Source organism: Pseudalkalibacillus sp. SCS-8 (genome assembly GCF_040126055.1).
In the GTDB taxonomy this organism is placed as follows: domain Bacteria; phylum Bacillota; class Bacilli; order Bacillales; family Fictibacillaceae; genus Pseudalkalibacillus; species Pseudalkalibacillus nanhaiensis.
On sequence record NZ_CP143541.1, the window covers coordinates 1,549,342 to 1,567,774 of the forward strand.

The 18,433-nt window shown below is 43.8% G+C and carries 19 protein-coding genes and 1 riboswitch; of the genes, 18 read left to right on the plus strand and 1 reads right to left on the minus strand.

The window, feature by feature from the left end; translation table 11 throughout:
* The first annotated feature begins 12 nt into the window (after window positions 1-12).
* The 10 genes from fmt to spoVM all read left to right on the plus strand — a co-directional run bounded on the left by fmt (window position 13) and on the right by spoVM (window position 9,361).
* A complete protein-coding gene (fmt, locus tag V1497_RS08005; protein WP_349410451.1) occupies window positions 13-945 on the plus strand; it encodes a methionyl-tRNA formyltransferase in 933 nt (310 codons plus the stop codon).
* Window positions 942-2,291, plus strand: coding sequence for a 16S rRNA (cytosine(967)-C(5))-methyltransferase RsmB (rsmB, locus tag V1497_RS08010; protein ID WP_349410770.1), 1,350 nt, complete (start codon window positions 942-944; stop codon window positions 2,289-2,291). Before fmt ends, rsmB begins: the two co-directional genes overlap by 4 nt.
* A gap of 19 nt (window positions 2,292-2,310) precedes the next feature.
* The gene (gene rlmN, locus V1497_RS08015) at window positions 2,311-3,396 is read left to right on the plus strand and encodes a 23S rRNA (adenine(2503)-C(2))-methyltransferase RlmN (protein ID WP_349410452.1); all 1,086 of its coding nucleotides are present in this window, start codon (window positions 2,311-2,313) and stop codon (window positions 3,394-3,396) included.
* A 20-nt stretch (window positions 3,397-3,416) separates the two neighbouring features.
* Window positions 3,417-4,169: a Stp1/IreP family PP2C-type Ser/Thr phosphatase gene (locus V1497_RS08020; RefSeq protein WP_349410453.1), complete on the plus strand. Its 753-nt coding sequence runs from the start codon at window positions 3,417-3,419 to the stop codon at window positions 4,167-4,169.
* Window positions 4,166-6,154, plus strand: a complete 1,989-nt coding sequence (gene pknB, locus V1497_RS08025) for a Stk1 family PASTA domain-containing Ser/Thr kinase (RefSeq protein ID WP_349410454.1) — start codon at window positions 4,166-4,168, stop codon at window positions 6,152-6,154. Before V1497_RS08020 ends, pknB begins: the two co-directional genes overlap by 4 nt.
* A 9-nt stretch (window positions 6,155-6,163) precedes the next feature.
* Window positions 6,164-7,042, plus strand: a complete 879-nt coding sequence (gene rsgA / locus V1497_RS08030) for a ribosome small subunit-dependent GTPase A (RefSeq protein WP_349410771.1) — start codon at window positions 6,164-6,166, stop codon at window positions 7,040-7,042.
* Between the two features lie 2 nt (window positions 7,043-7,044).
* Window positions 7,045-7,692, plus strand: a complete 648-nt coding sequence (rpe, locus tag V1497_RS08035) for a ribulose-phosphate 3-epimerase (protein ID WP_349410455.1) — start codon at window positions 7,045-7,047, stop codon at window positions 7,690-7,692.
* Between the two features lie 24 nt (window positions 7,693-7,716).
* A riboswitch (TPP riboswitch) is annotated at window positions 7,717-7,828 on the plus strand.
* A 150-nt stretch (window positions 7,829-7,978) separates the two neighbouring features.
* A complete protein-coding gene (gene thiT, locus V1497_RS08040) occupies window positions 7,979-8,527 on the plus strand; it encodes an energy-coupled thiamine transporter ThiT (RefSeq protein ID WP_349410456.1) in 549 nt (182 codons plus the stop codon).
* Window position 8,528: 1 nt separating this feature from the next.
* Complete coding sequence (locus V1497_RS08045) at window positions 8,529-9,167, plus strand: thiamine diphosphokinase (RefSeq protein WP_349410457.1); 639 nt, start codon at window positions 8,529-8,531, stop codon at window positions 9,165-9,167.
* A 113-nt stretch (window positions 9,168-9,280) separates the two neighbouring features.
* Window positions 9,281-9,361, plus strand: coding sequence for a stage V sporulation protein SpoVM (gene spoVM, locus V1497_RS08050; RefSeq protein WP_096199318.1), 81 nt, complete (start codon window positions 9,281-9,283; stop codon window positions 9,359-9,361).
* 276 nt (window positions 9,362-9,637) lie between these two features.
* On the opposite strand, the gene rpmB is transcribed toward spoVM, so the two are convergent.
* Window positions 9,638-9,826 (minus strand): 50S ribosomal protein L28, encoded by a 189-nt coding sequence (gene rpmB, locus V1497_RS08055; protein ID WP_226551145.1) that lies wholly within the window; start codon window positions 9,824-9,826, stop codon window positions 9,638-9,640.
* A gap of 224 nt (window positions 9,827-10,050) precedes the next feature.
* Here rpmB and V1497_RS08060 point away from each other — a divergent pair, with 224 nt between their 5' ends.
* From V1497_RS08060 to fabD, 8 genes are all read left to right on the plus strand, one after another.
* Window positions 10,051-10,413, plus strand: a complete 363-nt coding sequence (locus V1497_RS08060; protein WP_225065629.1) for an Asp23/Gls24 family envelope stress response protein — start codon at window positions 10,051-10,053, stop codon at window positions 10,411-10,413.
* A gap of 16 nt (window positions 10,414-10,429) precedes the next feature.
* On the plus strand, window positions 10,430-12,106 hold the full coding sequence (locus tag V1497_RS08065; protein ID WP_349410458.1) for a DAK2 domain-containing protein: 1,677 nt from the start codon (window positions 10,430-10,432) through the stop codon (window positions 12,104-12,106).
* Between the two features lie 113 nt (window positions 12,107-12,219).
* Entirely contained in the window at window positions 12,220-12,882 is a 663-nt protein-coding gene (sdaAB, locus tag V1497_RS08070; protein ID WP_349410459.1) for an L-serine ammonia-lyase, iron-sulfur-dependent subunit beta, read from the plus strand.
* Between the two features lie 20 nt (window positions 12,883-12,902).
* Window positions 12,903-13,790: an L-serine ammonia-lyase, iron-sulfur-dependent, subunit alpha gene (gene sdaAA, locus V1497_RS08075; RefSeq protein WP_349410460.1), complete on the plus strand. Its 888-nt coding sequence runs from the start codon at window positions 12,903-12,905 to the stop codon at window positions 13,788-13,790.
* On the plus strand, window positions 13,790-15,826 hold the full coding sequence (gene recG / locus V1497_RS08080; RefSeq protein WP_414703609.1) for an ATP-dependent DNA helicase RecG: 2,037 nt from the start codon (window positions 13,790-13,792) through the stop codon (window positions 15,824-15,826). Before sdaAA ends, recG begins: the two co-directional genes overlap by 1 nt.
* 80 nt (window positions 15,827-15,906) lie before the next feature.
* Window positions 15,907-16,479 (plus strand): transcription factor FapR, encoded by a 573-nt coding sequence (gene fapR, locus V1497_RS08085; RefSeq protein WP_349410461.1) that lies wholly within the window; start codon window positions 15,907-15,909, stop codon window positions 16,477-16,479.
* A 7-nt stretch (window positions 16,480-16,486) separates the two neighbouring features.
* Window positions 16,487-17,488, plus strand: coding sequence for a phosphate acyltransferase PlsX (plsX, locus tag V1497_RS08090; protein WP_349410462.1), 1,002 nt, complete (start codon window positions 16,487-16,489; stop codon window positions 17,486-17,488).
* Window positions 17,489-18,430, plus strand: coding sequence for an ACP S-malonyltransferase (gene fabD, locus V1497_RS08095; RefSeq protein ID WP_349410463.1), 942 nt, complete (start codon window positions 17,489-17,491; stop codon window positions 18,428-18,430).
* Window positions 18,431-18,433: the final 3 nt, after the last annotated feature.

The following is an 18,433-nucleotide window of genomic DNA, read 5'->3' on the forward strand; positions in this document are numbered from 1 at the left end:
AGGTGAATGAAAATGAAAATCGTATTTATGGGTACACCCGATTTTTCAGTACCTGTCCTTCAAAGAATCATACAGGACGGTTATGAAGTTGCAGCTGTGGTGACACAACCGGATAAACCAGTTGGACGGAAAAAAGTGATTACACCGCCGCCTGTTAAACGGGAAGCGCTCAGACATGAAATTCCTGTCCTCCAACCGAAAAAGGTCCGAACCGAATTTGAAGACATTCTGGCTTATGAGCCGGATCTAATCGTGACGGCTGCCTACGGCCAAATTTTACCGAAGCAGCTTCTGGATCACCCGAAGCATGGCTGTGTCAACGTCCATGCCTCACTACTTCCTGAATACAGAGGAGGAGCGCCGATCCATAAGGCGATTGTGGATGGAAAGAAGGAGTCTGGAGTCACGATCATGTATATGGTCGAGAAGCTTGATGCAGGAGATATGCTAAGTCAAGTTCGTGTCCCTATAGAAGAAACGGACCATGTCGGAACGCTCCATGATAAGCTCAGTGAAGCAGGTGCAGAGCTGCTTAGTGAAACACTTCCGAGGCTGATTAAAGGAGAGATTGAACCAATCAAACAAGATGAGGAATTGGTCACATACGCTCCAAATATCTCGAGGGAAATGGAAAAGATCGATTGGACGAAGGATGGCGAAACGATCTATAACCAAATTAGAGGATTACATCCATGGCCTGTCGCTTATACCTTCCTGAACGGAAAACCGTTGAAAGTCTGGTGGGGAGAGAAGGTAAACGCACCGGAACAAGGAGATCCAGGTCAGTTGCTACAGATTGATAAACAGGGGATCACCGTTGCTACAGGAAACGAAACCGCGATCCGGATTACTGAGTTACAGCCTTCCGGAAAGAAACGTATGGACGTTTCCCAATATGTGGCGGGAGCAAATTTAAGTACAGATATGAAGCTTGGTGAACAATAGTGGGGAATGTACGTGAAGTTGCCACAGACCTACTTGTCAAAATTGAACGGTCCCAAGCATATAGTAATCTTTTGCTCAATACAGCCATCCGAAAAAATGGGTTTACCCCAAAGGATTCGGGGTTATTGACGGAAATTGTCTATGGGACTGTCCAACGAAAGAACACGTTAGACTTCTACCTGAAGCCATTCATTAAGAAGCCTTTATCCAAGCTTGATGATTGGGTCGTCGTCCTTCTCAGATTATCCGTCTACCAGATGCTTTACCTGGACAGGGTGCCGGATCATGCTATCCTTAATGAAGCCGTTTCAATTGCCAAGAAAAAAGGTCACAAAGGAATATCCGGGTTTGTGAACGGCGTATTACGGAATATTCAACGAAAAGGTGTACAACCCCTTGCATCAATCAAGGAAAAAACGTTACAATTATCGATTGAGCATAGTCATCCTGAATGGTTGTTAAAACGATGGATTCAACAATTAGGCGAATTAAAAACAATCGATATGTGTACAGTCAATAATCTCCCACCTTCTGTAACAGCTCGAGTGAACACGAATAAGACGTCAGTTGACGAATCCTTGAAGAAGCTTAAGGAAGAATCTGTTGAAGCTCAAAAAAGTGAACTTTGTCCAGATGGAATCAAAGTATTGTCTGGAAATCTGCCTCAAACAAATGCCTATCAAGCAGGAGTGCTGACGATCCAGGATGAAAGTTCGATGCTTGTTGGCTATGCAGTTGATCCTCAAAAAGACGATCGTGTACTGGATGCTTGTGCAGCTCCTGGTGGAAAGACGACACATTTGGCAGAACGAATGCAGAATCAAGGTGAAGTGACTGCGATCGATCTTCACGACCATAAAGTGAAGTTGATTGATGATCAAGTCGGACGTCTCGGATTGGATAATGTCCAGACGATTGCAATGGATACAAGAAAGGCTGCCAATCTATTTCAAGCTGAAACGTTCGATCGAATCTTGCTGGACGCACCTTGCACAGGGTTCGGTGTTATTCGAAGAAAACCTGATATCAAATGGGCGAAAACAGAGGAGGATATCAAGCGTATACAGAAGGTTCAATTCGAACTTCTCGAGTCTGTCGCTCGTCTTGTAAAACCTGGTGGATTATTGGTCTATAGTACCTGTACAATAGAGGAAGAAGAGAATCACTATCAGATCGCTCGATTTTTACAATCACATCCTGGTTTTGATTGGGATCAATCGTTTAAAGAACGGATGCCTGAGTCCGTACATCCTTACATTTCAGGCAATGGTGGAGAATTGCAAATCCTCCCTCAATATTTTGAAAGTGATGGTTTTTACATTGCGTGCTTACGTAAAAAGGCTTAGAAAAAGGCGGTGATGGAAAATGTTAAAACCGTTAACAGAAAAACAAACCAATCCCGATATTAAAACATCCATCTTCTCACTGGAGTATGAGGAATTGAAGGATTGGTTGAAGAAAGAAGGGGAGCCTTCTTTCCGTGCAAAACAAATTTTTGAATGGCTCTACAAAAAACGGGAATCTTCTTTCTCGGAAATGACGAACCTTTCAAAGGATTTTCGAGAAAAGCTTGAAAATGAATTCGTCATTACACCTCTGAAGACCCTTATCAAACAAGAGTCCAAGGACGGTACGATTAAATTCCTATTCGAACTTGAGGACGGCTACTCGATTGAAACCGTACTGATGAGACATGAATACGGAAATAGTGTCTGTGTTACGACACAGGTGGGGTGCCGATTAGGTTGTACATTCTGTGCGTCTACCTTGGGGGGACTGAAAAGAAACCTGAAAGCCGGTGAAATCGTTGCTCAAGTATTAGAAGTACAACGAGCAATGGATGAAACGGATGAACGTGTCAGTTCAGTCGTCGTCATGGGGATTGGTGAGCCGTTCGACAATTATGATGGACTGATGTCCTTCCTTCGTACCATCAATCATGATGAAGGTTTGAATATTGGAGCTCGTCATATCACAATCTCGACTAGCGGCGTCGTTCCGAAAATTTATGATTTCGCTGATGAAGGGATGCAGATCAATTTTGCGATCTCACTACATGCTCCAACGACGGAAATCCGAAGTCGTCTCATGCCTGTAAACAGAATGTATCCATTAGATGACCTGATGGATTCAATCCGTTATTACATTCGCAAAACAGGCCGCAGGGTTACATTTGAGTACGGATTGTTCGGAGGGGTCAACGATCAAGTTGAACATGCAGAATTACTTGCTGACTTGATAAAAGATATCAAGTGCCACGTCAATTTGATACCTGTAAACTATGTACCAGAAAGAGATTACGTTCGTACTCCGAGAAATCAAATCTTTGAATTCGAGCGTACCCTACGTGAGCGTGGCGTAAATGTGACGATCCGTAGAGAGCAAGGGCATGATATCGATGCAGCTTGTGGACAGCTTCGTGCTAAAGAGCGTAAAGACGAAACGAAGTAAAAATGAGGTGAGGAAGTTTGTTGAAGGCATTCTTTCAGACAGATCAGGGGAAAGTAAGATCCTTGAACGAAGACAGCGGGGCAGTGATTCCGATCTCTGCCTCGGATGTTTTTGCCGTAGTAGCCGATGGTATGGGCGGACATAAAGCAGGAGATGTAGCCAGCCAAATGGCCGTGAATTATGTAAAGGAACATCTAGATACATACATAAATGATCATGAAGATACAAAAGGGATAATCCATTCGTTGATTGAAGACGCTAATCAAGACATTTTCACATATGCGCAAGATCATCCGGATTGCTATGGAATGGGTACGACAATTGTCTTACTACGGGCAACCGAGGATGAGATACATATAGGTCATGTCGGGGATAGTCGTTGCTATAAAGTCACCCAAAATTCAATCGAGCAGCTTACAGATGATCACACGTTAGTGAATGAACTCGTAAAATCAGGACAGATCACGAGTGAAGAAGCAGAATATCATCCAAGGAAGCATGTTGTTCTAAGAGCACTCGGGACTGACCCTAAGGTCGAAATCGATAACCTCAAATACACGTGGGAAAAAGGAGAGTATATCCTCCTTTGCTCAGACGGTCTTTCAAATAAAGTGACCGCAGAGTCATTCGTTAAAGTCATTAATCAAGACGTTTCTCTTGAGGATAAAGTGGCCCGTTTGATCACGATGGCAAATGAAGCAGGAGGAGAAGATAATATTACATTGATCCTGGTCTATAATGATGTTGAGACTGAAGAGGGTGCTCTGACATGATCGGCAGAAGAATCAGTGATCGCTATAAAATCCTTGAGATCATTGGTGATGGTGGAATGGCTGTCGTGTATAAAGCAGAGGATTTGATCCTTGATCGAATCGTTGCTGTAAAAGTTCTGCGCTCTGAATACTCCACCGATGATGATTTCATCAGAAGGTTTCGGCGGGAAGCGGAGTCTGCAACCAGTCTGAACCACCCGAACATCGTCAATATCGTCGATGTTGGGGAGGAAGATCAACTCTATTTCATTGTGATGGAATACGTCGAAGGAAAAACGCTGAAGCAGATCATCCGGGAGAAAGGTCCGCTTTCACCGACTGAATCAATCGAAATCATGAAACAGATTTCCTCGGCCATTGCTCACGCACACGAACACCATATTGTTCATAGAGACATTAAGCCACATAATATTTTAATAGATAGGAAAGGGAATGCCAAAGTAACGGATTTCGGAATTGCACTTGCAGCCACGTCAGCTACGATTACCCATACGAACTCGGTTCTCGGCAGCGTCCATTATTTTTCTCCTGAACAAGCTAGGGGTGGAATCGCCAACAACAAGTCGGATATCTATTCAATGGGCGTCGTTCTCTATGAGATGGTGACTGGCAGACTGCCGTTTTCAGGAGAATCCGCGGTTTCAGTCGCGTTAAAGCATCTGCAAGAGCAGTTTCCAGATCCCAAACTATTCAATTCGGATATTCCACAAAGCTTAGAGAATGTCATTTTGAAAGCATTGGCGAAGGATCCGGCTAAACGATTTGATAGTGTACAAGAATTCCAAGAACAATTAGAAACGGTATTTGATCGGGCGAATGAACCAAAGTTTGAAATCGAGGATGACGAAGAGGCGACAAAAGTCCTTACACCGATCGGCAGTTCACATGAACAGGTGAAAGCTGCCCCTCCTTTGAAAAATGAGGAGAAAGAAGACCCGCCTAAAGAAAAGAAAAAGAAGAAAAAGAATTGGCTTGTCATCCTGTTGGCGATTTTTCTTTTGACTGGCATCGCAGGGGTTGCAGCACTCACCATATGGCCTGAAATTTTACAGACTGAGGATGTCCCGGTTCCAGATGTCATCAATATGCCTTACATAGAAGCGTATGAAAAGATCAAGGAGGCTGGTCTTGAACCGGAAAAAGAAGAACAGCCTAGTGCTGATGTGAAGGAAGGTAATGTCATACGGCAATCACCTGCGGCGGGTATAGCTGTAAAAGAAAATTCCAAGGTGAAATTGATCGTCAGCACGGGTCCGGAGAAATTCGAAGTTGAAGATTATGTCGGGCAGGAAGAAGACGACGTGAGAAGGACCAACGTCAATGATCTGTACAAAAGCGTAGAGACGACTAAAAGAATTGATGAAGAAGTCGAAGAAGGAGTCATCATCGACCAGTTCCCAGAAGCTGGAGAGATGGTCATACCAGGTCAAGAAGTCTTGATTTTGTATGTAAGCAGTGGGCCGCCACCTTTTGATCTTGCTGATCTTACAGGAAAGACCCTTGATGAAGCGAAGGATTATGCGAAAGAGAATGGATTGACCATTAAAGAGGCAAGCGAACGGGAATACTCCGAAGACATAGAGGAAGGCAGCATCATCCGGACAGATCCAAAAGCAGGTGAGTCTGTGCGCTCAGGTGATGAAATAACCGTAACCGTGTCCAAGGGTGTACCTGATCCGATTACGATGAAAGATCTTGTCGAGGTGGAAATTCCAGAAGAACAGAAAAAAGATGATAAAAAAGAAGATAAAGATACTAAAGATCAGAACAAGAAACAGGAACGAAGGGTCCGGATCATCACTACGGATGTTAATGGAGAGAAAACAATAAGAGATGAGACGATTACCGAAACGACGATGTTTGAAATTCCATTGACGATTGCTTATAACGGCGAAGGAAAGTATCAAGTTCTTGTAGATGACACAGAATACATCAGTGAAACCTTTACCTATGAAGAAGCGAAAAAATTCATGAATGGAGAGTAGATGGACTGCATGCCAAAAGGAACGATTATTAAAGCGTTGAGCGGTTATTATTATGTGAAAAGTGAAGGGGAAGTTTATCAATGCCGAGGGAGGGGGAATTTCCGAAAGCGGAAATTGACCCCCCTGGTTGGAGATGAAGTGGAGTTTGAATCGACGAACCCGACGGATGGTTACGTCTTGGAACTTTTCGAGCGGAAGAACGAATTGATCAGACCACCTATTGCCAATGTAGACCAAGCCCTAATCATCTTTTCGGCTCGTAAACCTGCCTTCAATACGCTTCTTTTGGATCGGTTCTTAGTGCATATCGAAGCCAACGAGATCCTTCCTGTCATTTGTGTGAGTAAATTCGATTTGCTTGAGGATGACGAAAAAATCCAACAGGAATTGGCGGTTTATCGTAAAATCGGTTATCAGGTCATCATGACATCATCCATTGATGAAATGGGTCTTGAAGAGGTCCGTGATGTATTCGAAGATAAGGTGACGGTCATCGCAGGACAGTCTGGCGTAGGGAAATCCACATTATTGAATACGTTGAACCCGAATCTAAATCTTGAAACAAACGAGATTTCATCCCATCTAGGTCGTGGTAAGCATACGACACGGCACGTCGAATTGATTCCATTCGGTAAGGGACTTGTCGCGGATACACCGGGATTCAGTTCACTTGAATTCGGAGACATGGAGCCTGAGGATCTTTCCATCTTCTTTCCTGAGATGCGTGATCGACGTCCAGAATGTAAATTCAGAGGATGCACGCATACCTCTGAGCCGAAGTGTGCCGTGAAAGCTGCGCTTGATGCGGGCGAGATTGCACAATTCAGATACGATCATTATGAGCAATTCCTTCAAGAACTGAAAGATAAAAAACAACGGAGGTATTAGACATGACGAAGATAGCACCTTCCATCCTATCTGCGGACTTTTCCCGCTTAGGTGAGGAAATTAAAGATGTAGAACAGGGCGGCGCTGATTATATCCATGTCGATGTCATGGACGGCCATTTTGTGCCAAACATTACAATCGGTCCGCTTATCGTAGAAGCCATCAGACCCGTTACTGAGCTGCCATTAGATGTCCATTTGATGATTGAAAATCCGGACCGCTATATTCCTCAATTTGCGAAAGCAGGGGCTGATATCATTTCCGTCCATGCAGAGGCATGTCCCCATTTACATCGGACGATCCATTTAATCAAAGAGCATGGCGTAAAAGCAGGAGTTGTATTAAATCCACATACCCCGGTTAACATGATCGAACATGTCATCGAGGATCTGGACCTTGTTTTACTTATGACGGTCAACCCTGGTTTCGGTGGTCAATCCTTTATTTCAAACGTGCTTCCTAAAATAAAGCACGTCGCTGACCTATGTAATGAAAAAGGCTTAGACATGGATATTGAGGTTGATGGCGGTGTAAATCCTGAAACGGCAAAGCTGTGCAGAGAATATGGTGCTAATGTTCTTGTCGCCGGTTCTGCAATTTACAAACAGAAGAACAGGAAGGATGCAATCGAAGCCATCCGTGGTGTATAATGAAGGACAACAAATGAATAAGAATGATACAACTAGGGGAATCTCCAAAATCAGAGATTGAGAGTGAAGTAAGTGCTTCAGACCCTGATGACCTGAACAGGATGATACCTGCGGAGGGAAGTTGACTTGCATTGTCTTTGGATGGAATCATAGATAGAAAGCAACTGTACCTCGGTGCAGTTGCTTTTTTGTGTGTGAAGACTCATATCTTTTAACGAATAAGGTTAAAAAATCCAGAGAAAAAGTTATTGTACAGCGTATTCGCGCAATGAAGGGGAGGATTTACATGAGAAACCGTAACTTGATGATTGCAGAGGTTGCAATCATGTCTGCACTCGGTATAATTTTAGGCTTTATCAAATTCAGCGGTCCTTGGGCCTTTGGAGGATCTGTATCCTTGGAGATGGTCCCGATCTTTATCATGGCATATCGAAGAGGTTTGTTCGCAGGGGTACTGACAGGTTTGATGATTGGTTTGCTGCAATTATTGATCAATCCTTATATCTACTATTTCCTACAAGTTCTGCTTGATTATCCTATCGCGTTCATGGTCGTCGGCTTAGCAGGTTTGACACGCCCACATTGGAATGATTCCTTCACAAAGAGAATTGCTTTCATTCTGATCGGTACGTTCATTGGAAGCCTTCTGCGACTGACGAGTCATGTCATCTCTGGAGTGGCGTTTTTCAAGGATGCTGCACCAGAAGGTTCTGACATATTCACTTATTCATTTGTGTATAACATTTCTTACATTGGACCTACATTCATCTTGACTGTTGTTTTACTCATACTATTGACGCAGGCAGCTCCGAAGCTCATCCATGGTGAACGTTGAGATGAAAGTGCTGATTGTATCAGGTGGTCCGGAAACGTTAGTGCCGGATCACTTCTTAGATGATGGAAGCGTAAGGTTCGTTGGAGTCGATGCAGGGGTGATCTATCTTCTTGATCGTGGTATTACGCCTGATGCTGGTTTCGGAGATTTTGATTCCATTTCGGAGAAGGAGCTTGAAAGGATCGAGCACGCAGGAATTCATTTGCATACGTTTGAAAAAGAAAAGGATAAAACCGATCTTGAACTCGCTATTGATTGGGCCCTTGAGCAGAAACCCAGATCCGTATACCTCTACGGTGCTACAGGAGGAAGGCTTGACCACGGAATCGTGAATATTCAACTGTTGACGAAAGGTTTTGACAACGGAGTCCATATGGAAGTGATCGATCGGAACAACCGGATCTTTCTAAAAATGCCAGGATCCTATTCCATCTGGAGGGATGATCATTTTCCTTATGTTTCATTCCTCCCATTTTCTGAACACGTCACGGGTATTACACTTTCTGGATTCAAATATTCCCTCGAAGAAGCGGATATGAAATGGGGGTCCACATTGTGTATCTCAAATGAGCTTGTAACAAAAAAAGGTACTTATTCGTTCAGCGGCGGCATAATTATGGTGGTAAGAAGCAACGACTGAGGGAATTTCACAAAACTCCGGGTACTATTTTTGAGTAGACGAATATACTTAAATAGAATGTTATTTTTCCGAGAAGTTTACAGGCGGAAACTAACGTTGGAGGAGGCGGAATCATGAAATTTTATACCATCAAGCTGCCGAAGTTTTTAGGAGGATTCGTTAGAGCGATCTTGGGGTCCTTTAAGAAAGGGTAACAGAAAAGCACCAAACGGGTGCTTTTTTGTTTTGTCTAAATCGATAAAGGAGCCCAGGTGGTTAAGTTTACTGATATCTTGGGAGATGAAAGAATGAAGACGCATGGAAGGTCCAAGCGTCCTCAAAATTGCGAAAAACGGAAAATGGGGGACGCAAGAAGAGTTCATGCGTCCTCATTATTCCCAAAAATAATAAATAAGGGACAGGAAGCGGTGCTTCCTGTCCCTAAAACGAAAAATGAACCCGGAATTGGGTTCATTTTTTACATTACAAAATTATACGCGCTCTACTTTACCTGATTTCAAGGCACGAGCAGATACATAAACTCGTTTCGGTTTACCGTCAACAAGGATACGGACTTTTTGTACGTTTGCTCCCCATTTACGTTTTGTAGTGTTCAACGCGTGAGAACGCTTGTTTCCGAAGCTTGTCTTCTTACCAGTAACAACACATTTTCTAGCCATGGTAAATGAACCTCCTTTATTGCAAATAAGAGAAATAATGCATGTTAATTTCCATATGAAATACTATCCTATATTAGCATGAGAGAAGTGAGATTGCAACATGGTTTATCAAGTTTATTTACTTGACAATAAATATGCATTTCATGATATTTTCTTTTAAAATGTTAGATATTATAGTAAAATGACACTAGTCATAGGTCATTAAATCCAAGGGAGGATTCTACATGTCTATAGAAATGAAAACCAAGTATGGAGAAATCGATATCTCAAATGATGTCATCGCTACCATCGCAGGTGGAGCAGCAATCGACTGTTATGGTATCATCGGAATGGCATCTCAAAAGCAAATCAAAGATGGCATTACAGAGCTTCTGGGGCGAGACAACTTCAGTCGTGGAATTGTCGTACGTCAAGAAGAAGATGAAGTGCACATAGACATGTATATCATCGTCAGCTATGGAACGAAGATTTCTGAAGTAGCTCACAATGTTCAAACAAAAGTGAAGTATACGCTTGATCAAATGCTCGGATTATCAGTTGATTCCGTCAATATTTTTGTTCAAGGCGTGAGGGTGACGAACCCGTAACGAGGAGGAAGAATTCGTGACAGTGAAGAAGTTAGGCGGGAAAAAGCTTTCCCAAATGTTTATCTATGGGGCGGATAACCTGAACAAAAATGTGAAAATGGTTGATGCCCTTAATGTGTTTCCGGTACCAGATGGAGATACCGGTACGAATATGAATTTGACGATCACTTCTGGTGTCAAAGAAGTGAAAGGACTGGATTCAGATGATGCAAGTGTAGTTGCATCATCATTTTCTAAAGGTCTCTTGATGGGGGCTAGAGGAAACTCAGGTGTTATTCTTTCTCAGCTATTCAGAGGGTTTTCTAAGGCGCTCACTGGAAAGAATGAAGTCGATACCAAGCTCTTTGCAGAAGCATTGGAGGCTGGTGTGGAAACGGCATACAAAGCTGTTATGAAACCGGTGGAAGGAACGATCTTGACCGTTGCCAAGGATTCAGCCAAAAAAGCATCCAAGGCAGCCAAAAAGACGGATGACCTTGTTTCATTGATGGAGCAAACGTTGAAAGAGGCAAAAGAATCACTTGATCGTACGCCGGATTTATTACCTGTATTAAAGGAAGTAGGCGTAGTCGATTCTGGTGGACAAGGACTCGTCACGATTTATGAAGGTTTCTTGGCTGTTCTTGAAGGAAAGGACTTACCTGAGGTCAGCATTTCTGGACCATCAATGGATGATTTGGTCAATGCAGAACATCATAAAGCTCAAATGCACATGAAAACAGAAGACATCCATTATGGATACTGTACTGAATTCATGGTGAAATTCAAAAAAGACAAAACGGATCAAAACCCGTTCTCTGAAGATGACTTCCGTAATGAGCTGAATGAGCACGGAGACTCTTTGCTCGTCGTTTCGGATGAAGAACTTGTCAAGGTTCATATACATACGGAAAAGCCGGGCGATATGCTGTCTCTAGCACAATCTTATGGAGATCTGATCAACATCAAGATTGAAAATATGCGTGAACAGCACACCGCGATTCTAGAGAGTGAAAAGCATGAACCTGAAGAGAAAGTTAAAGCACCTGAAAAGAAAAAGCCTTTCGGTATCATTACCGTTTCAATGGGCTCAGGTATTGAAGAATTATTCAAAAGTCTGGGTGCTACAGTCGTGATTGCAGGTGGACAAACGATGAATCCGAGTACGGAAGACATCGTGAAAGCAATTGAAGAAGCTCATGCTGAAAAAGTGATCATTCTTCCGAACAACGGCAACATTGTTATGGCTGCAGAACAAGCTTCATCCGTTGTTGATGAAGATGTAGCTGTCGTTAAGACGAAAACCGTACCACAAGGTATTTCAGCCTTACTGGCGTTCAACCCAAGCGCTTCATTGGAAGACAACCAGGAAAACATGTCTGAAGCTGCTGGAGAAGTGAAGTCAGGGCAAGTTACATTTGCAGTACGCGACACTTCTATTGATGGGGTGGAAATTAAGAAAGATGATTTCATGGGTATTTTTGACGGCAAAATCGTTACCGCGAAGAAAACCCAGAAAGAAGCAGTTGAAGCCCTCTTGGCAGATATGATCGATGAAGATGATGAAATTGTAACGATCATTTATGGTGAGGATGCGAATCAACAAGAGGCTGAAGCGCTTGAAGACTGGATTACAGAACGTCATCCAGATGCTGAGGTCGAAATTCACCCAGGTAAACAACCGATTTACTCTTATATCATTTCTGTTGAATAACGCTCATTCATATTCCTACCATGATCTTTCAATTGGACCGATCAGGTAGGAATATTCTGTATTAGGGGAAGTTAAACACAAATTACTATCTGCTAATTCTGGAGGAATGCAGAATGAAGTTCAAAAGCGTATTCGATATCATCGGACCCATTATGATTGGTCCTTCAAGTTCACATACGGCGGGTGCTGCTCGAATTGGACGAGTCGCACGATCCTTGTTCGGCCGTAAGCCGGATTGGGTACATATTTCATTTTACGGTTCCTTTGCCAAGACCTATAAAGGTCATGGGACCGATGTAGCGATTGTAGGCGGGATTTTAGATTTTGATACGTTCGATGAACGGATCAGTGAATCTTTGAAAATCGCTAAAAAAGAGAAAATCAAGGTGAAAATGACAGAAGAGGATGCCTTAACCGATCACCCGAATACTGCCCGTATCCGAATGGGAGATGAAAAAGGTGAAATTGAGGTGGTAGGAATTTCAATCGGAGGAGGAAAGATTGAAATCACAGAACTGAACGGTTTTGCACTCCGATTGTCAGGGAACCATCCCGCGCTTCTTGTTGTTCACAATGATCGATACGGAGCGATTGCCGGTGTAGCGAACCTCCTTGCGAAGCTCGAGATCAATATCGGTCATATGGAGGTCGGAAGGAAAGACGTAGGAAGCGAAGCACTGATGACGATTGAAGTCGATCAGAACCTTGAGGATTCAGTGCTGGTAGAAATCGAAAAGCTGCCTCACATCATTAAAGCGACGAGAATTCATGATTAACGAGAAGGGTGGTAATCAGAATGTTCCGAAATGTCAGTGAGTTAGTTGAATTAGCTGTTTCAAAGGATATCCCGATTTCAGAAGTAATGATCCTGCAAGAAATAGAAGTGACCGGGCGGGATCGGGAGACCGTCGTAGAGCTTATGGAAAAAAACCTTGATGTCATGGAACAAGCTGTTGAAAGAGGGATCAAGGAAGGTGTCAGATCACATTCGGGCTTGACTGGCGGAGATGCAGTCCTTTTGCAGAAATATATTGAAAGCGGAAAGAGCCTTGCTGGAAAGACGGTATTGGATGCAGTGAGTAAGGCTGTGGCGACGAATGAAGTGAATGCGGCAATGGGGACGATATGTGCGACACCGACAGCTGGTTCTGCAGGCGTGGTCCCTGGAACTTTATTTGCATTACGTGACAAATTGAATCCAACTCGTGAACAGATGGTACGATACTTGTTCACATCAGGGGCATTCGGTTTTGTTGTCGCCAACAATGCTTCCATTTCAGGTGCTGCTGGTGGATGCCAAGCGGAAGTGGGTTCTGCTACCGGTATGGCAGCTGCCGCAATCGTCGAATTGGCTGGGGGAACACCTGAACAATCTGCACAGGCGATGGCGATTGCATTGAAGAACATGCTTGGACTCGTCTGTGATCCTGTAGCCGGTCTTGTTGAAGTTCCATGTGTGAAACGGAATGCAATAGGTGCAAGCATCGCAATCACAGCTGCGGACATGTCTTTAGCAGGCATTACGAGCCGTATACCATGTGATGAAGTGATTGATGCGATGTATAAGATCGGAGAGTCGATGCCGACAGCATTGAAGGAAACTGCACAAGGAGGGTTAGCGGCAACTCCGACAGGAAGAGAGCTTGAAGCGAAAATATATGGAGTGCCGTTAAAGAAAAAATAATGGATTTGAATCAACCTGTTATTCATGTAAAAGGGATCGGTGAAGCTAGAGCGGTAGAGCTCGCCGATTTGAACATACACACCATAGAAGATCTGCTTATGTATTTTCCTTATCGATATGAAGATTTTCAGGTGAAGGATTTAACTGAGCTTAAGCAAGACGAAAAAGCAACGATAGAAGGGAAGGTTCATAGTGAACCTTCTTTACGCTATTATGGCCGTAAGAAATCAAGGCTGACGGTAAAAGTCCTGGTTGGCAAATATTTATTGACTGCTGTCTTTTTCAACCGTGCCTTTTTGAAGAAGCAATTCACGATCGGACAGCCGGTTACGATTACTGGGAAATGGGATCAACATCGTCTCACGATTACAGGACAGCACGTTACATTCAGCCATCAGGAAAGTGAGGAAACGATTGAACCCGTCTACTCGGTTAAAGGGGATTGGACGGTAAAGCGGGTAAGGCATGTCATCCACCAGGCTTTACATCAATACGTTCAGCACATTGAGGAAATTTTGCCAGAGGAACTCAGAAGACAATACAAATTAATAGAACGGAAGCAGGCTGTCCAGTGGATCCATGTTCCACAAAGCCACGAACATTTAAAACATGCGAGAAGATACTTTGTATACGAAGAACTCCTCATGTTCCAGTTAAAAATGCAATGGTGGCGAAAGCAGGAAAAAGAAAAGACAGATGGAAAATCGCGTGCACTTGATCAGGAAAAAATCCAAGCCTTCGTCCATTCGCTCCCATTCCCATTGACCGGAGCGCAACAAAGGGTTACAGATGAAATCCTTACCGACCTTCGTTCGCCATACAGGATGAACAGATTACTCCAGGGGGATGTCGGTTCTGGAAAAACGATCGTCGCTGCCATCAGTATGTTTGCACTCGTTACAGCTGGCATGCAATCTGCCTTGATGGTACCAACTGAAATACTTGCCGAGCAACATTATGAATCGATGAAAGATTTGTTTGAAAAGCTAGAGATTAAGGTGGAACTCCTTACTAGTTCCATCAAAGGAAAACGTCGAACAGAAATCCTGCAGCGGGTCGTTGAGGGTGAAGTCGATATTTTGATCGGTACGCACGCTCTCATCCAGGAGGAAGTTCAATTCAAAAACCTTGGACTCGTCATTACAGATGAGCAACATCGCTTCGGTGTGAACCAACGGAAGGTTTTCCGTCAGAAAGGGATTACACCTGACGTGTTGTTCATGACGGCTACCCCAATCCCTCGTACATTGGCCATTTCCGCATTTGGTGATATGGATGTGTCGACAATCGATGAAATGCCAGCAGGACGCAAGCCGATTGAAACGTATTGGGCTAAACATGATATGTTGGACCGCGTTTTGGCATTTGTTGAGAAGGAACTTCGAAATGGTAGGCAAGCTTATGTGATTTGCCCACTGATCGAAGAATCCGACAAAATGGATTTCCAGAATGCCGTCGATGTCCACGCGCAACTGCAACAGTATTTCACAAATTTCAATGTAGGTTTGATGCACGGACGTCTTGCAGTAGAGGAAAAGGAAGACATGATGACGCGTTTCAGTAAGAATGAAGTTCACATACTTGTTTCCACGACAGTAGTAGAGGTAGGGGTGAACGTTCCAAATGCCACGGTTATGGTCGTGTATGATGCAGAACGCTTCGGTCTTTCTCAATTGCATCAGCTTAGAGGAAGGGTAGGTCGTGGGGATGCCCAGTCCTATTGCATTCTTATCGCTGACCCTAAGACAGATGTCGGGAAAGAACGCATGCAGATCATGACTGAAACAAATGATGGTTTTGAACTCTCACAACGAGATCTGGAACTTCGTGGACCAGGGGACTTTTTCGGTAAAAAGCAAAGCGGTCTGCCTGAATTTAAGGTTGCCGATCTTGTCCATGATTATCGTGCACTTGAAGTGGCAAGAGAAGATGCTGCGAAAATGGTCAATTCCGCTGCATTCTGGGAAGAGGATACGTATGCCTCTCTCCGTACTTGGCTGTTGAGTCAAGTGGAACACTGGGAAGAGCTTGATTAGCGGCTAATCCTTGAAAATCGGTTTTAATCATTATATACTACTTTTAGTACCTACTCATAAGAGTAAGAGATGGTGAAGCAATGAAGAGAAATAAGAAGGAACGTCAGCAGTTGTTGAAAGAGACGATCCTGATCAATCCTTTCATAACAGATGAAGACTTGGCCAATCGTTTCGGCGTCAGTGTCCAAACGATCAGGCTCGATCGATTGGAACTTTCCATACCTGAATTAAGGGAAAGGATCAAGAATGTAGCTCAACAACAATTGGATGAAGTGAAAGCACTCTCCATTGAAGATGTAATCGGTGAAATCATCGATCTGCAACTTGATGAATCAGCAATTTCGATCTTGGACATCAAGAAAGAGCATGTTTTTTCCAGGCATAACATTGCAAGGGGCCATCATTTATTTGCACAGGCAAACTCACTAGCTGTTGCCATCATCAATGATGAGCTCGCTTTAACTGCAAAATCGAACATTCATTTCACCCGCCAGGTGAAAGAAGGCGAACGGGTCGTGGCAAAAGCTTCTGTTAAAGAACACATGTCAGACCGCACAATTGTCCAGGTCACCAGTTATGTTGAGCAAGAAAAAGTCTTTGAAGGTGTCTTTACAATGTTCCGTTCGAACAAAAGCAGCACAGAAAGGACGTAAATGGAAAATGAAAATTGCAATTGATGCAATGGGAGGCGACCATGCACCCGAACAAATCGTACTGGGTGCAATGAAGGTGGTCCAGGAATATAAAGAATTAGAAGTGGTATTGGTCGGTGATGAAGCTGAAATCAATAAATACTTGACCGATTCCGATCGAATCTCGATCATACATACGAATGAAAAAATAACGAGTGAAGACGAGCCAGTCCGAGCTGTAAGAAGGAAAAAGGATGCTTCCATGGTCCTCTCAGCTGTGGAAGTGAAAGAAGGAAGAGCGGATGCGTGTATATCCGCTGGAAATACCGGTGCGTTGATGACGACTGGACTGCTTCATGTCGGCCGTATAAAGGGAATCGACCGCCCTGCGCTATCACCCACACTGCCTACCATGGATGGTAATGGGTTTGTATTATTGGATGTCGGCTCGAACATGGATGCCAAAGCAGAGCACTTATTCCAATATGCCTTAATGGGGACTGTCTACAGTCAAAAGGTAAGAAACATCGATCGCCCAAGGGTTGGTCTGCTAAACGTCGGGACTGAAGAAGGCAAAGGAAATGAGCTTTCCAAAAAAGCTTACACGATGCTAAAGGAATCCGAGCATATCCATTTTGTCGGAAATGTGGAAGCGCGTGATCTTCTTGATGGCATTGCAGATGTCGTCGTTTGCGACGGTTTCTCTGGAAACCTTGTCTTGAAAACGATTGAAGGAACAGCTATGTCGATCTTTTCAATGTTGAAGGAACAATTGATGAGCTCAATGAAAAGTAAATTGGCAGCAGCGGTCTTGAAACCACAATTCAAGGCACTGAAAGCAAAATTGGATTATAGTGAGTATGGGGGAGCCGCTTTATTCGGCTTAAGAGCTCCTGTCATAAAAGCACACGGATCCTCGGATGCAACTGCCATCTTGAATGCTATTCGCCAAGCACGCCATATGGTCGAACATGACATGGTCGATATTATTACTGAAAAAGCTTCAAGGCTGGAAGGGAATGAAGGATGAATGGGTAAAATCGCATTTTTATTTCCTGGACAAGGATCCCAGCAGGTGGGAATGGGACAGGATTTAGCGGAAAAGAACGAATCATCTGAAGCGGTGTTCAAAAAAGCGGATGAAAGACTCGGTTATGCGTTATCCGATATCATCAAGAATGGACCGGAAGACAAGCTGACAAGAACTGAGAATACGCAACCAGCATTATTGACTACGAGTGTCGCCATTTTAGAGGCGATGGGAAAACACGACATCAAGCCGGATTATACAGCAGGGCACAGTTTAGGTGAATACACTGCACTTGTCGCTTCTGGAGCACTTTCATTCGAAGATGCTGTTTATGCGGTAAGAAAACGCGGGATGTTCATGGAAGAAGCTGTTCCCGCTGGTAAGGGAGCGATGGCTGCAATACTTGGTATGGAAGTTGATGCGCTTCAAACCATTACGAACCGTGTGACAGAGGAGGGGGATTCCGTTCAATTGGCGAACCTGAATTGTCCGGGGCAAATTGTCATATCAGGTACGAAGGAAGGCGTCGAGAAAGCTTCTGAAATCGCGAAAGAAGAAGGCGCAAAGCGGGTCATCCCTTTACAAGTTAGTGGTCCATTTCATTCAGAACTCATGAAGCCCGCTGCAGAAAAGATGGGTGACGTACTGGATGAATTGACGTTCTCGGATGCAGCTATTCCTGTCATCGCTAATGTCACTGCTAAACCTGTAACGGATGCTGAAGATATCAAATCAAAATTGATAGACCAAATTTATTCCCCTGTCAGATGGGAAGAAACGGTACGGTATTTATTGGATGAAGGTGTGGACACATTCGTCGAGATCGGACCGGGTAAAGTACTGACAGGTCTTGTGAAGAAGGTCCACCGTCGTGCAACGACGATTTCGATATCTGATTCCGAATCGTTGGAAGCAGCAGTCGAAAAGTTGAAGGAGGTATGATTT